Origin of the sequence: Achromobacter sp. ACM03 (genome assembly GCF_014851665.1) — a bacterium.
Lineage (GTDB): Bacteria > Pseudomonadota > Gammaproteobacteria > Burkholderiales > Burkholderiaceae_B > Achromobacter > Achromobacter aegrifaciens.
Genome location: NZ_JACVAD010000001.1, coordinates 639,895 through 654,103 on the forward strand (window position 1 = coordinate 639,895; position 14,209 = coordinate 654,103).

At 66.4% G+C, this 14,209-nt stretch carries 15 protein-coding genes; 7 read left to right on the top strand and 8 right to left on the bottom strand.

Annotated features, from left to right (window positions below; translation table 11 throughout):
- Position 1: 1 nt before the first annotated feature.
- The 6 genes from IB257_RS02905 to IB257_RS02930 are packed head-to-tail and all read right to left on the bottom strand — an operon-like array spanning position 2 to position 4,380.
- Positions 2-412, bottom strand: coding sequence for a RidA family protein (locus tag IB257_RS02905; protein WP_119451512.1), 411 nt, complete (start codon positions 410-412; stop codon positions 2-4).
- 45 nt (positions 413-457) lie between these two features.
- Positions 458-1,183 (bottom strand): amino acid ABC transporter ATP-binding protein, encoded by a 726-nt coding sequence (locus tag IB257_RS02910; RefSeq protein ID WP_054454887.1) that lies wholly within the window; start codon positions 1,181-1,183, stop codon positions 458-460.
- Between the two features lie 14 nt (positions 1,184-1,197).
- Positions 1,198-2,157 carry an agmatinase gene (locus IB257_RS02915; RefSeq protein ID WP_054454560.1) on the bottom strand — a complete coding sequence of 320 codons (960 nt, stop codon included), beginning with the start codon at positions 2,155-2,157 and terminating at the stop codon, positions 1,198-1,200.
- A gap of 27 nt (positions 2,158-2,184) precedes the next feature.
- Positions 2,185-2,847 carry an amino acid ABC transporter permease gene (locus tag IB257_RS02920; RefSeq protein ID WP_088140317.1) on the bottom strand — a complete coding sequence of 221 codons (663 nt, stop codon included), beginning with the start codon at positions 2,845-2,847 and terminating at the stop codon, positions 2,185-2,187.
- Complete coding sequence (locus IB257_RS02925) at positions 2,837-3,517, bottom strand: amino acid ABC transporter permease (protein WP_192327736.1); 681 nt, start codon at positions 3,515-3,517, stop codon at positions 2,837-2,839. Before IB257_RS02925 ends, IB257_RS02920 begins: the two co-directional genes overlap by 11 nt.
- A gap of 11 nt (positions 3,518-3,528) precedes the next feature.
- Complete coding sequence (locus IB257_RS02930) at positions 3,529-4,380, bottom strand: transporter substrate-binding domain-containing protein (protein WP_119451510.1); 852 nt, start codon at positions 4,378-4,380, stop codon at positions 3,529-3,531.
- Between the two features lie 185 nt (positions 4,381-4,565).
- Between IB257_RS02930 and IB257_RS02935 the strand changes: the two genes are divergently transcribed.
- From IB257_RS02935 to IB257_RS02950, 4 genes are all read left to right on the top strand, one after another.
- Positions 4,566-5,438 (top strand): LysR family transcriptional regulator, encoded by an 873-nt coding sequence (locus IB257_RS02935; protein WP_054454549.1) that lies wholly within the window; start codon positions 4,566-4,568, stop codon positions 5,436-5,438.
- A gap of 116 nt (positions 5,439-5,554) precedes the next feature.
- Complete coding sequence (locus IB257_RS02940) at positions 5,555-6,346, top strand: amino acid ABC transporter substrate-binding protein (protein ID WP_054454547.1); 792 nt, start codon at positions 5,555-5,557, stop codon at positions 6,344-6,346.
- A 143-nt stretch (positions 6,347-6,489) separates the two neighbouring features.
- A complete protein-coding gene (locus IB257_RS02945) occupies positions 6,490-7,143 on the top strand; it encodes an amino acid ABC transporter permease (protein ID WP_054454544.1) in 654 nt (217 codons plus the stop codon).
- 22 nt (positions 7,144-7,165) lie between these two features.
- Positions 7,166-7,918, top strand: coding sequence for an amino acid ABC transporter ATP-binding protein (locus tag IB257_RS02950; RefSeq protein ID WP_054454542.1), 753 nt, complete (start codon positions 7,166-7,168; stop codon positions 7,916-7,918).
- A gap of 61 nt (positions 7,919-7,979) precedes the next feature.
- Here the strand turns inward: IB257_RS02950 and IB257_RS02955 are convergent, their stop codons facing one another.
- Entirely contained in the window at positions 7,980-8,390 is a 411-nt protein-coding gene (locus IB257_RS02955) for a hypothetical protein (protein ID WP_192491836.1), read from the bottom strand.
- A 144-nt stretch (positions 8,391-8,534) separates the two neighbouring features.
- On the opposite strand from IB257_RS02955, the gene IB257_RS02960 reads away from it, so the two are divergent.
- From IB257_RS02960 to IB257_RS02970, 3 genes are all read left to right on the top strand, one after another.
- On the top strand, positions 8,535-9,161 hold the full coding sequence (locus tag IB257_RS02960) for an ATP-binding cassette domain-containing protein (protein ID WP_192491837.1): 627 nt from the start codon (positions 8,535-8,537) through the stop codon (positions 9,159-9,161).
- Entirely contained in the window at positions 9,152-9,949 is a 798-nt protein-coding gene (gene fetB, locus IB257_RS02965; RefSeq protein ID WP_054454515.1) for an iron export ABC transporter permease subunit FetB, read from the top strand. The genes IB257_RS02960 and fetB overlap by 10 nt, the downstream gene beginning before the upstream one ends.
- Before the next feature lie 189 nt (positions 9,950-10,138).
- Positions 10,139-11,749, top strand: a complete 1,611-nt coding sequence (locus IB257_RS02970) for a glycosyltransferase family 39 protein (protein WP_192491838.1) — start codon at positions 10,139-10,141, stop codon at positions 11,747-11,749.
- A gap of 74 nt (positions 11,750-11,823) precedes the next feature.
- Here IB257_RS02970 and IB257_RS02975 read toward each other — a convergent pair whose 3' ends face one another.
- Positions 11,824-14,052 (bottom strand): NADP-dependent isocitrate dehydrogenase, encoded by a 2,229-nt coding sequence (locus tag IB257_RS02975; RefSeq protein ID WP_054454512.1) that lies wholly within the window; start codon positions 14,050-14,052, stop codon positions 11,824-11,826.
- Positions 14,053-14,209 lie beyond the last annotated feature (157 nt).

The window sequence follows — 14,209 nt, forward strand, 5'->3', positions numbered from 1 at the left end:
CTCAGCCCGGAATGACCGCGGTCACGTCGATTTCCACCAGCCATTCGGGACGGGCCAGGGCCGAGACCACGATACCGGTGGAAACGGGGAACACGCCCTTGAGCCAGCGGCCAACCACGTTGTAGACCTCTTCGCGGTAGCGCACGTCGACCAGATAGACGGTGAGCTTGCATATGTGCGAGAGTTCGCTGCCGCATTCCTGCAGCAGCATGGCGACGTTGGCCATGGCTTTTTCGGCCTGGGCGGCGACGTCGCCGACGCCCACCGATTCCCGGGTGTCCAGGTCCTGGCCGATCTGGCCGCGCAGGAACACGGTGTTGCCGGCGATCACGGCTTGGCACAGGTCGTTGTCCAGGCGTTGTTCGGGATAGGTTTGGCGAGTATTGAATTTGCGGATGCGGGTGTGGGCCATATTGAGTCCTGATGCGGGCGGATGGATCTGGCGGCTATCCGGCCGTCAGTGGGGAAGGATCTTGGAAAGAAAACGGCGCGCCTGGGGGCTGGCCGCGTCGCGGAAGAAGCTGTCCGTGGGGCAGTCCTCGATGATGGCGCCGTCTTCCATGAAGACCACACGATTGGCCACGCGGCGCGCAAAGCCCATCTCATGGGTGACGACCATCATGGTCATGCCTTCCTCGGCCAGCTCCACCATCACGTCCAGCACTTCATTGACCATCTCGGGGTCCAGCGCGGAGGTCGGTTCGTCAAACAGCATGGCCATCGGATCCATCGAGAGCGCGCGGGCGATGGCTACGCGCTGCTGCTGGCCGCCGGACAGCTGGCCCGGATGCTTGCCGGCATGGGCGGACAGGCCCACGCGTTCCAGCAGCGCGCCGGCCTTGGCGCGGGCCGAGCCGATATCCCGCCCCAGCACGATCTGCTGCGCCAGGGTCAGGTTGCGCATGATGTCCAGGTGCGGAAACAGCTCGAAGTGCTGGAACACCATGCCGACCTTGGTGCGCAGCTTGGGCAGGTCGGTGGCGCCCGTCACCGAGGCGCCGTCGATCAGGATGTCGCCGGCCTGGATCGGTTCGAGCGCGTTGACGGTCTTGATGAGGGTGGATTTGCCGGAGCCGGACGGCCCGCAGACCACCACGATCTCGCCCCGGTTCACGCGCGTCGAGCATTGCTTGAGCACCTGGTGGCTGCCGTAGAACTTGTCCACGCCGCGGATTTCGATGATGGGAGCGGGCGCGTTCATTTGTCGTAATGCCCTGCGCGGATGGACGCGCCGATGAGATTGAGGATCAGCCGGCCGGCCGTGATGCAGGAAATCTGGTTCAGGTCCTTTTCGGGCTGGATTTCGACGATGTCCATGCCCACCACGCGGCCCTTGCGCACCAGGCCGTGGATCAGCTTGCGGGCCTGGACGAAGGTGACGCCGCCCGGGGCCGGGCCGGCGACCGCCGGCATGGTGGCGGGATCCATGCCGTCGGCGTCGATGGTCAGGTAGTAATTGCCGCCGTCCGGAATGCGCTCGAGCACCGCGTCCATGCCGATGTCATGCAGTTCGTACGCGGTGACCAGTTCGGCGCCATAGGCGCGCGCCGCTTCCAGCTCTTCGGGGCGGCCGCTGCCCTGGGCGCGCAGGCCGATCTGGATGATGCGGTCCACGTGCGCCATTTCGGAGGCGCGCCGGATAGGGCTGGACAACCCGTCGCGCACGCCGTTGACGTCGTCGCGCCAGTCCAGGTGGGCGTCGATGTGCACCAGCGTGATCGGACCCTGCTGGTCCAGGCCGCGCAGGACGGGCGTGGTGATGCCGTGGTCGCCGCCCAGCACGATGGGCACGGCGCCCGCGGCGGCGATGCGCCGCACCGCGGCCTCGGCGCGTTCATAGTGTTCGCCGCGGGGCTTGGACAGGTCGGGGATGATGTCGCCGCAATCCACGAAGCGGATGTCGTCGCGGCCTTGCAGCAGCGGCCCGTCGATGTCGAAATCGTAGTGCCCTGGGCGGCGCACCACGCGGTCGGTCGCCTGGCGGATCGCCGTGGGCGCATTGGTCTGGTCGTTGCTGAAGTCCGCGGCCGAATAGGGCGAGCCGTAGGGCATGCCCAGCACGGCGACATCGGCCTGCAGGTTTTCCAGGTCCAGCGCCAGCGTGGAGTACAGCAGGGTGGGGTGGCCGGTGCGGGGAGGGACCGTATAGGTGCTCATGTTCTCGTTTCCTTGATGGTGGGAGGATCAGGCCTGGCGCGTCTTGCGGCGGACCAGGGTTTCCAGGCGGCGGCCCGTGCCGGCCATCAGCACGCTGCACACCCAGTAGATGAGGGCGGTGGTGCCCAGCACTTCCAGGTAGGCGAAGGTGTTGGCCGTGAGCAGATTGCTCTGGTAAGTCATTTCCGGCAGGCTCATCACCGAGAAGATCGCCGAGTCCTTGAACATCATGATGACCAGGCTGGTGGTGGGCGGGATGAGAAAGCCGAACAGCTGGGGCACGACGATGTGGCGCTGCGTCTGCCAGTAGGTCATGCCCAGCGACAGGGCGGCGCTGGTCTGGCCGCGCGGCACGCTCTTCAACGCGGCGCGCAGCACCTCGCAGAAGTAGCCGCCGGTGTAGAAGGCGGTGCAGCCGATGGCGACCGACATCGCCGAGGCCGGCACCCCCAGCTTGGGCAGGCCGAAGAACGACAGGTACACGAGGATCAGGTACGGGATGTTGCGCACCAGTTCGACGTAGGCCAGGGCCACTGGCCGCAGCAGGCTGCGCGACTGCGCGGCATAGGCCGCGATCGTGCCGATCAGGATGCCCAGCGGAATTCCGATGAGACTGACCAGGGCGGTGATCCGCAGGCCCTTGAGCAGGACCGGGACGGACTGCCCGACGATGGAGAGATCAATGGGCATTGGGCAGCATCCTGGACACGCGGCGCTCGCACAGGCGCGAGGCGGCCGACAGGCAGAAAAGAATGATGAAGTACACCGCGGCCGTCACGGTGAACACCTGCAGCGGCAGGTCGCTTTGCAGCGTGGCGTTGCGCGCCACGGTGGCCAGCTCCGGAACGGCGATGATGGACATCAGCGACGAGGCCTTCAGCAGTATGGTGAGTTCGCTGGTCAGGGGCGGGATGGCGCGGTAGAACACCTGCGGCAGCAGCACGTGGCGCCAGATCTGCCGGCTGCGCATGCCCAGCGCGCGCGCGGCCGCCACCTGGCCGGACGACAGCGTGCCCAGCGCCCCGCGCAGGATCTCGACGATGTAGGCGCTGGTGTTGCAGGCCAGCGCGCCGATCCCGGCCGCCAGCGGCGACACGGAGATGCCCAGCAGGGGCGGCACCACGTAGTAGGCGATCAGCATATGGATGAGCGCGGGCGTGCCGCGTATGGCGCTGACCCAGAACATGACCAGCCCGCGCAAGGGCGCGTAGGGGGACAGGCGCGCCAGCAGCAGCGCGACCCCCAGGCAGATGCCGATGGCGAACGCCGCCACCGATGCCGCCAGGGTGATCGCCGTGCCCGAGACGACGCCGTGCAGGAACGGCGCCAGGGCGCCGTTCTGATTCAACCAATCCAGCATGGGAGGTCCGCCTAGATCGCGCCGTCAGGCAGGTAGTTGGCGCGCGGCGTGTCCATGGGGGCGCCGAACCACTTCTTCTGCAGCTCCAGCAGTTGGTTGCTGGCGCGCAGTTCGTCGAAGGTGTCGTTGATGAACTGGCGGATCTCCAGGTCCTTGGGGTTGGCGACCCATGCCAGCAGCTTGGCCTGGCCGATCTCGCCGGCGATGCGGAACGCTCCCGGCTGCTTGCGCATCTGCACGGCCGCGATGTTCGAGGGCATCAGCGCCACGTCCACGGTCTTGTTGGCCAAGGCGTTGGAGACGTCCGGGTAGGCCTGGAACAGCTTGGTGTCGGCATAGCCCTTGCCGTTCTTTTCCTTCAGCCGCTTTTCGAATTCTTCGGCCACCGGCTGGGAAGACGAGCCCATCTGGGTCCCGATGATCTTGCCGGCGATATCCATGTCCTGCTTGATGGACGCATCGTCCACCCGCACCATCAGCACCGAACGCACCACGCCCACGGGCTGGGTGAAGGCGAAGCGGCGGGCGCGTTCGGGGGTGATGCCCACGCTGGTCGCGACAAAATCGAACTTGCGCGACATCAGGCCCGGCAACAGACCCTGGAACGGCAGGTTCATCTGTTCCAGCTGCACGCCGAGCTTGGCCGCCATCAGCTGGAGCACGTCGTGCCCATAGCCCACGACCTTGCCGTTCTCGACGAATTCGAACGGTTCGTAGGCGGCTTCTGTGCCCACGGTCAGCTTGCCGCGCTTCTTGATGTCGGCCAGCGATCCGCCCTCGGCGTAGGACAGCGAGGGCAGGGCCAGCGCGGCCCCGGCTGCGAGCGTAGTCGCGACAAAACGCCTTCTGGACAGGTTCTGCATGATTTTTCCCTTGTATGTCGTCATGGTTCCGGCACTGGGCCGGCGGATATCCCTTGCGGAATGTGCCGGGGTCTGCGCCCCTGGACGCCAGTGCTGGACCCACTGTATCTGCCGGGTTGGGTTGTGAAAAATGATTTTTTTAGTGGTATGGTTTCGAAAACCGATACCTTTTCAGAGCCGCCGCCTTGTCCCGTCCCGAGTTCACCGAACGCGACCTGCGTTCCCTGCGGATCTTCTGCGCCGTGGCCCAGGCCAACGGCTTCGCGGCGGCGGAAAAACAGCTGCATATGTCCAAGGCGTCCATCAGCCGGCACGTGCGCGAGGTCGAGGAAACCCTGGGCGTGCGGCTGTGCGACCGCGGCCCCTCGGGCTTTGAACTCACGCAAGCTGGCAAGGTCGCCCTGGAGCTGGCCCGCGATGCCCTGAAATCGCTGGAGCGGATCCGTCCCGAAATCGACGCGGTGCGCGGCGTGCTGTCGGGCACCCTGTCCATCGGCATGGTCGAGCACGTCATCACCGACGCCGACTGCCATATCCCGGAAGCCCTGGCGGCCATGCGCGTCGAGGCGCCCGACGTCAAGGTCGAACTCACCGTCATGACCTTCAACGAGCTGGACCAGGCGCTGCGCGAGCGGCGGGTGCAGGTCGCCATCCGCGGCATGTACCGGCGGGAAAGCGGCTTCAACTATCAGCGGCTGTTCATCGAGCGCCACCAGATCTTCGTGGCACGCGGCAGCGTGCGCCAGGCCCGCGACCTGCCGCTGGTCTACCGTTCGCACCCATTCGTGCACGACGCGCTGGGCGTTTACGGCTTTGCCCGCGGGCCGGAGGCCACCGGGCTGGAGGCCATCGCCATGCTGGTGTCGTCCGGTCACTGCGTGGGCCTGCTACCCGCCCACTACGCAGATTCGGTCTCGCGCCGCCACGCCCTGACCCGCCTGCCGGGCGGACCCACCTACGAAAACACCCTCTGCGCGATCACCGAGGTGTCGCGCCCGGGCTCGCGCGCCGTGGAGCTGTTCCTGCGCCTGCTGGAGCGTTTCCACCCGGCGCAATAGCGCACGCCAGCCCGGGTCCGCGCCCGCGGTCGCGGGGGAGGCTAAAATACCGGCTCGCGGCTTTTTGACTGGCCATTCCGGCATTCTTCATTCTTGCGCCCGGCGCATCCATAACGATGAAAAAACTGACAGCTGTACTCCTCGCTTCCGCAACCGCGCTGCTGACCGCTTGCGGTCCCAGCGACAATGCGCCCGCCGCCAGCGCGCAGGCGCCTGCCGCCGCCAAGAAGGTCGTGGTTGGCCTGGATGACAACTTCCCGCCGATGGGTTTCCGCGATTCGAACAACCAGATCGTCGGTTTTGACATCGACATGGCCAAGGAAGCCAGCAAGCGCCTGGGCCTGGAAGTGGAGTTCAAGCCCATCGACTGGAGCGCCAAGGAAGCCGAACTCAACGGCAAGCGCGTCGACGTGCTGTGGAACGGCCTGACCATCACCGAAGAGCGCAAGAAGAACATCAGCTTCACCGCGCCCTACATGGCCAACCACCAGATCATCATCGTCGGCAACGCCTCGCCCGTGAAGCTCAAGGCTGACCTGGCGGGCAAGGTCGTGGGCGCCCAGGACGGCAGCAGCGCCACCGACGCCATCGCCAAGGACCCGGTCGCCGCCCAGATCAAGGAAGTCAAGAAGTTCGGCGACAACGTCACCGCGCTGATGGACCTGGCCGCCGGCCGCCTGGACGCCATCGTGGTGGACGAAGTGGTGGGCCGCTACCTGATCAGCAAGCGCGCCGGCGAATACCGCGTCCTGGACGAGAACTTCGGCACCGAAGACTACGGCGTCGGCGTGCGCAAGGACGACACCGAGCTGCTGGGCAAGCTGGACAAGACCCTGGACTCGATGAAGCAGGACGGCACCGCCGGCCGCATCGCCACCCAGTGGTTCGGCGCCAACATCATCAAGTAAGGGGCGGGCGGCGTCCGCGGCCATTGGGCCCGGGCGTCCCGGCCTGTATTTCGCAGCCCGCCGCGGCGCCATGCGCCAGGCGGGCTTACTCATGAAACGATCTTGCCCTGGCGTCCGCGGACGCTGACGGCGTGAACCCAAGCATGGACTACGTACTCTCCCTATTGGGGCCACTGGCGCAAGGCGCGAAAGTCACCTTGACGCTGTTTTTCATCACGCTGGCGCTGGCCGTCCCGCTGGGCCTGGTGCTGGCGCTGGTGCGGATTTCCAAATGGCGGCTGGCCAGCAGCCTGGTCAACGGCTACATCTGGCTCATGCGCGGCACGCCGCTGATGCTGCAGATGCTGTTCATCTACTTCGCGCTGCCGTTCGTGCCTGTGATCGGCATCCGTCTGCCGGACTTTCCCGCCGCCGTGGTGGCCTTCGCGCTGAACTACGCGGCCTATTTCGCCGAGATCTTCCGCGCCGGCATCCAGTCGGTGGACCGCGGCCAGTACGAGGGCAGCAAGGTCCTGGGCATGACCTATCTGCAGACCCTGCGCCGCATCGTGCTGCCGCAGATGGTGCAGCGGGTGCTGCCGCCCATGAGCAACGAGACCATCACGCTGGTCAAGGACACCTCGCTCATCTACGTGCTGGCGCTCAACGACATTCTGCGCACCGCGCGCGGCATCGTGCAGCGCGACTTCACGACCACGCCGTTCCTGGTTGCCGCCGCCTTCTATCTCATCATGACGCTGATCCTGACGTGGTTCTTCCAGCACATGGAAAAGCGCTATGCCAAATATGACCAGTAATTCTCCGTCCGCGCGTCCCGTCATGATCGAGGCCCGCGAAATCATCAAGTCGTTCGGCTCCAACCGCGTGCTGGACCGCGTGTCGCTGACCCTGGGCCAGGGCGAAGTGGTGGCGGTGATCGGACCGTCCGGCTCCGGCAAGAGCACCTTCCTGCGCTGCCTGAACCATCTGGAAACCATCGACGAGGGCAGCATCGAGGTCGAAGGCGAGGCCATGGCCCGGGCCGTGCCGGGCGGACGCAGCCAGTACGCCAGCGACGCCGACGTGCGCCGTATCTGCCGCAAGATGGGCATGGTGTTCCAGTCGTTCAACCTGTTCCCGCACATGACCGTGCTGCAGAACATCATCGAGGCGCCCATCACCGTCAAGGGGATGAGCCGCGCCCAGATCGTTCCCAAGGCGGAAGAGCTGCTGCGCAAGGTCGGCCTGCTGAACAAGCGCGACAACTATCCGACGCGCCTGTCCGGCGGCCAGAAGCAGCGCGTGGCGATCGCCCGCGCGCTGGCCATGGAGCCGGACATCATGTTGTTCGACGAGCCCACCTCGGCGCTGGACCCGGAACTGACCGGCGAAGTGCTGCGCACCATGAAGCAGCTGGCCGACGAACGCATGACCATGCTGGTCGTCACTCATGAAATGGGCTTTGCGCGCGAAGTCGCGCACCGGGTCATCTTCATGGACGAAGGCCGCATCATCGAGGAAGCGCCTTCGGCGGATTTCTTCCGCGCCCCGCAAGAGGCGCGCAGCCGCGAGTTCCTGGCGCATATGCTGTGAGGCTCTGCGTTGCAGGACAAGGCCCGCTCAGGCGGGCTTTTTCATTTCTCAGCGGTGCTTGTCATTGCCGGGAGGTGCCCAGGGAAGAGCAGACCGTCTCTGCGATGAGCGCAAAGGGCAGCTTCTGGGCGCTGCGCGGGAGCTGGGCGGAACGGAAGCCGTCGGCCAGCCAGTCCTCCACGGTATGTTCCGGCCGCTCTTGCGGGGAGGCCGCCGCCACCGTCTTGGGTACGGAGATGGCAAGCAACAAGGACTCCTTTTTCGCGTAGTACCTGGCGGTGGAGGAAAAGCCTTCTGGTCCGTAGTCGGTGATGCTGCCGCCGATCCACAACTGGATGTCGATGGTTCCCAGGCCGTTGACGGACAGGTCCGCCAACGCGGACTTCAGCTTCGGCCGAAGCTGGACGATGCTGGCGAGCCAGGCGGCTCCGGCCTCGGGACCGCCCATTCTGCAACTCAAGGAAACTTCCATCGATACTCCTGAAAAGGCAGACAGGCTGCAATGCGCGGCGCGCCATCGCCGCATGTTACGCGGCAGCCCAGGGGTACTTGAGAGTAACGCATCGCCGATGTGGCTCCAGGAGCAGGGCGGCGCCAGGCGCTAAGATCTCTATCCATGCCGAACACCACCATCGACGCCCACCCGCTGCTCAGGCTGCGCGGTATTTACAGCGAACGACTTGCGCCCGTCAGTCTGGACCTGGCTGCGGGCGAGTGCGCCGCCATCATGGGACCCTCGGGCTCAGGCAAATCCCTCCTGTTGCGGCAAGTGGCCGACCTGGACCCCGGGCATGGCGAGGCCTTGCTGGATGGCCGGCCGCGCTCGGGCATGCGGGGCTACGAATGGCGCCGGCAGGTCATGTACTGCCAGGCCGAGGCCGGCTGGTGGGACGACCTGGTCGCGCGGCATTTCACGGACCGCGCCCGGGCCTTGGCCATCATGCAACGCCTGGGGCTGTCCGCGGACAAGCTGGACGCCTTGGTGCATGAACTGTCCACGGGCGAACGCCAGCGCCTGGGCCTGGTGCGCGCATTGGCGCTGGCGCCGCGCGTGCTGCTGCTGGACGAGCCGACCGCGGCGCTGGACCAGGCGGCCACGGATCAGGTCGAAGCGGAGCTGCGGCGCTACCTGGAGGGCGGGGCGGGGATCCTGATGGTGACCCATAGTCCAGCCCAGGCCGAACGGCTTGCGCGGCGTTCCTGGCGCATGGAACAAGGCAGGTTGGAGCCGCTATGGACGTGATCAAGCTGCAGGCCTCGGACCTGGCCATAGCCTCGCTGCTGGTGCTGCTCAGCGCCGGCATTTCCTTCGCCTTGCGCCTGAACCTGCAGCGACAGGTACTGTGGGCCGCGCTGCGCACCGTGGTGCAGCTGCTGCTGGTCGGCCACATTCTGCGCATCGTGTTCGCGCACGCCGCCCCCTGGCTGACGGCGCTGGTGGTGGCGGTGATGATGGCGCTGGCGGCCAGGGAGGTCGCCGCGCGCCCGAAGGCCAGGCTGACGCAACGCGGAAACGGCTGGGTCGGCGCGATGGCGGTGGCGGGGACTACGGTCATCACGGTGCTGTTCATCCTGAACACGGCGCTGCGTCCGGACCCCTGGTACGACCCGCGCTACACCATCGCGCTGATCGGCATCGTGTTGGGCAGCGTGCTCAACGCCGCCAGCCTGGCGCTGGACGGGGTGCTGTCCGGCGCTCGCCGGGAAAAGCTGGCGATCGAGGCGAGGCTGGCGCTGGGCGCGACCGTGCACGAGGCATTTTCGTCCTTGCTGCGCGAATCGGTGCGGCGCGGCATCGTGCCCAGCATCAACCAGATGTCGGCCGCCGGCATCATCACGCTGCCGGGCATCATGACCGGGCAGATCATCGCCGGCATGGATCCGATCGAGGCCGCCAAGTACCAGATCCTGCTGATGTTCCTGCTGTGCGGCGCCAGCGGCATGGCGGCGATCGCCGCAGCCTACGGCGCCATGCGCCGCCTGACCGACGAGCGCGGGCGGCTCAGGCTGGACAGGCTGCATCCGTCCTAGGAAGCGGCGGCTTTTCCGGAAATTTCATGAAAGCTTGACGCGCGCTTGGCGATACTGCGCGAAATCTTGCATTTTCCTGAACCTTTTCCGGATCCCCATGCCTTTTGCTTCCCATTCCGCGGCGCCCCCGCAGCAGCTTGCTTCCGCTCAGCGCCGCCTCTCTGCGCGCGCCTTGCCGGAGCGCCGGGCATGAGCGTTTCCATGACCGCATCGATGGCGCCTGCGGCGCGCCGCGCTGCCTTTCCAGGCTGGCTGGTGCTGGCGTGCCTGGCTCTCTGGCTGGGCGCGCTGGCCTGGGCCCGCTGGCTGACCTTGCCCGACGAAGGCCGTTACGCCGGAGTGGCCTGGGAGATGCTGCGCAGCGGCTCGCCCATGGTGCCGCTGCTTGACGGCATGCCGTACTTCCACAAGCCGCCGCTGTATTACTGGCTGGCCCAGATCAGCTATGTGCTGTTCGGCGTACACGAATTCAGTGCGCGGCTGCCGTCGCTGCTGGGCGCCTGGAGCGCGGGCGCCGGGCTCTATGCCTTCGTGGCGCGCTACCGCAATGCCGCGCAAGCGCGCTGGGCCGTGGTGATCCTGGGCATGATGCCGCTGTTCTTCGGCGCCGCCCAGTTCGCCAATATGGACATGCTGGTGGCCAGCATGATCACGCTGTGCGTGCTGGCAGCCGCCGACACCGTCTTGCGCCGCGCCGCGGGGCGGCCGTTCCGCGCGATGTCGGTGGCCACGGGCGTGCTGGCTGCGCTGGCGGTGCTGGCCAAGGGACTGATCGGAGTGGCGCTGCCCGGCGCGATCGTGCTGGCCTGGCTGCTGCTGCGTCGCGACTGGCCCGGCGTGCGCGCCTTGCTGTGGGTGCCAGCCTTGCTGGCGTTCGCGGCAGTGGCGGTGCCCTGGTTCTGGCTGATGGAGCTGCGTTATCCCGGCTTCTACCAGTACTTCTTCGTCTACCAGCAGTTCGAGCGTTTTTCGCAGGGAGGCTTCAACAACGCGCAGCCGTTCTGGTTCTACCTGCCCATCGTGGCGGGGTTGGCGCTGCCGTGGTCGATTTGGGGCGCGTCGGTCTTCAGGCCGTCTTACTGGCGCGAAGCCGATCCGCAGGGCCTGCGCCGCCTGGCGGCGATCTGGATGGCGGTCGTGATTGTGTTCTTTTCCATCCCGCATTCCAAGCTGATCGGTTATGTGCTGCCGGTGTTTCCGCCGCTGGCGTTCCTGGTCAGCGAGCGTATCGCGCCTGCCTGGGCGGCGGGCAAGCACAGGGGCGTCTGGATCGCCGCCGGGGTGTCGGCCGTGATCTGCGTGGCCGCGGTCATCGTCGGGGCATCGAATCCGCGCGGCAGCGCGGGGCCGCAGGCGCGGGAACTGCGCGGCGAAATGCAGCCGCAAGATATACAGGTCGCGCTGCATGCCTTGCCCTTCGACCTGGGTTTCTATACCCAGGCCCGCGAGCCCGCCTGGATCGTTGACGACTGGCGGAACCCCGATATCCCCAAGCGGGACAACTGGCGCAAGGAGCTGTACGACGCGGCGCAATTCGATCCGGCCACGGGCAAGCGCGTGCTGATCGACGACCAGGACTTGCGTCTGCGCATGTGCGAGGCCGCCGACGGGGCGCGTTTCTGGATCTGGGGCCAGAAGGAGGACGGCGGACGATATCCCGTACTCAATGGCGTGGCCGCGCGGCTTGCAAGCGAGAAGCGGAGTATTTGGCGCATCGACGTGGACGCGGCGTTCCGCCAGCGTGCGTGCGCCGGTCTGCCGTCCGCCAATCCGACCCCAATGCCGCAGCCCAGGCCCTGAATCCGAGCGCATGAAAAAAGGCCGGCTGCCCGAGGGCTGCCGGCCTTTTACTTGCCGCTATGCGCGGCAGGCGCTTAGCCGATCGAGGCCAGGGCCTGGTTCAGCGTGGCGCTGGGGCGCATGGCCTGGCTGGCGAGGGCTTCGTTGGGCTGGTAGTAGCCGCCGATGTCGACGGGCTTGCCCTGGGCAGCCTTCAGTTCGGCCAGGATCTTGTCCTCGCCGTCGGCCAGCGCGCGGGCCGGCGCCGCGAACAGGGCAGCCAGTTCGCGGTCGTCAGTCTGCGCGGCCACGGCCTGGGCCCAGTACATGGCCAGGTAGTAGTGGCTGCCGCGGTTGTCCAGGCCGCCGACCTTGCGCTCGGGCGACTTGTTCTCGTCCAGGAACTTGGCGGTCGCCAGGTCCAGGGTCTTGGCCAGGACCTGTGCGCGGGCGTTGCCGTAGCTGCGGCCCAGGTGGTCCAGCGATTCTGCCAGGGCCATGAACTCGCCCAGCGAATCCCAGCGCAGGAAGCCTTCTTCCAGGAACTGTTGCACGTGCTTGGGGGCGGAACCGCCCGCGCCCGTTTCAAACAGGCCGCCGCCGGCGACCAGCGGCACGATCGACAGCATCTTGGCGCTGGTGCCCAGTTCCATGATGGGGAACAGGTCGGTCAGGTAGTCGCGCAGCACGTTGCCGGTCACCGAGATGGTGTCCAGGCCTTCGCGGATGCGCTTGACCGAGAACTTGGTGGCTTCCACCGGGCTCAGGATGCGCAGATCCAGGCCGCTGGTGTCGTGGTCCTTCAGGTAGTGCTTGACCTTGGCGATGATCTGCGCGTCGTGGGCGCGGTTCTCGTCCAGCCAGAACACGGCGGGCGTCTTGGTGGCGCGGGCGCGGGTGACGGCCAGCTTGACCCAGTCCTGCACGGCGGCGTCCTTGGTCTGGCACATGCGCCAGAGGTCGCCGGCTTCGACGGCCTGTTCCAGCAGCACCTTGCCCGAAGCGTCGGTGACGCGAACGGTGCCGGCAGCCGGGATGACGAAGGTCTTGTTGTGCGAGCCGTATTCCTCGGCGGCCTGGGCCATCAGGCCGACGTTGGGCACGCTGCCCATCGTGACCGGGTTATAGGCGCCATTGCGCTTGCAGTCTTCGATGACGGCCTGGTAGACGCCGGCGTAGCTGCGGTCGGGGATCACGGCCTTGGCGTCCTGCAGGTTGCCTTCGGCGTTCCACATCTTGCCCGAGTCGCGGATCATGGCGGGCATGGACGCGTCGACGATGACGTCGCTGGGCACGTGCAGGTTGGTGATGCCGCGGTCGGAGTTCACCATGGCCAGCTGCGGCAGGGTCTTGTAGCCGGCGTCGATGTCAGCGGTGATCTCGGCCTGCTTGTCGGCCGGCAGGGACTGGATCTTGGCGTACAGGTCGCCGATGCCGTTGTTGGGATCGAAGCCCGCTTGCTTGAGCGCGTCGGCGTGCTTGGCCAGCACGTCCTTGTAGAACACGGACACGACGTGGCCGAAGATGACCGGGTCGGAGACCTTCATCATCGTGGCTTTCAGGTGCACCGAGAACAGCACGCCGGTGGCGCGGGCATCGTCGATCTGGGCTTGCAGGAAGGACTTCAGCTTGGCCGTGGACAGCACGGCGGCGTCGATGATCTCGCCGGCCTTGACCGGGGTCTTTTCCTTCAGGACGGTCTTCGCGCCGTCGGCGGCGGTCAGTTCGATCTTGACGTCGCCGGCTTCCGAAATCAGCGCCGACTTTTCGGTGCCGTAGAAGTCGCCTTCGCTCATGTGGGCGACGTGCGACTTGGAGTCAGCCGACCAGGCGCCCATCTTGTGCGGGTGCTTGCGGGCGTAGTTCTTGACGGACAGCGGGGCGCGGCGGTCGGAGTTGCCTTCGCGCAGGACCGGGTTCACGGCGCTGCCCTTGACCTTGTCGTAGCGGGCCTTGACGTCGCGCTCGGTGTCGTTGGCGGGGGCGTCCGGGTAGTCGGGCAGCTTGTAGCCCTGGTCCTGGAGTTCCTTGATGGCCGCCTTCAGCTGCGGCATGGACGCGCTGATGTTGGGCAGCTTGATGATGTTGGCTTCGGGCTGCACGGCGAGGGCGCCGAGTTCCGACAGGGCATCGCCCAGTTTCTGGCTGTCTTCGAGGTAGTCGGGGAAGACCGAGATGATGCGGCCGGCCAGCGAGATGTCGCGGGTCTCGACCGTGATGCCTGCGGGCTTTGCGAAAGCCTGGACGATGGGCAGCAGCGAACGGGTTGCAAGCGCCGGAGCTTCATCGGTGAGGGTATAGATAATCTTCGGAGTAAGAGACATGATCCTTGAATCTGTTCGGCAGGCGCTAGGCGCAAACCCGAACATGCTATGCGGCCAGAAGCCGGTAGATGTTGTCGGAGAGTGGGTTCGTATGGGCAAGCACGCGGACGCGTCCAGGACCTGGTCGGAAGGCGTATACCCAACATGGCTGGCGCCT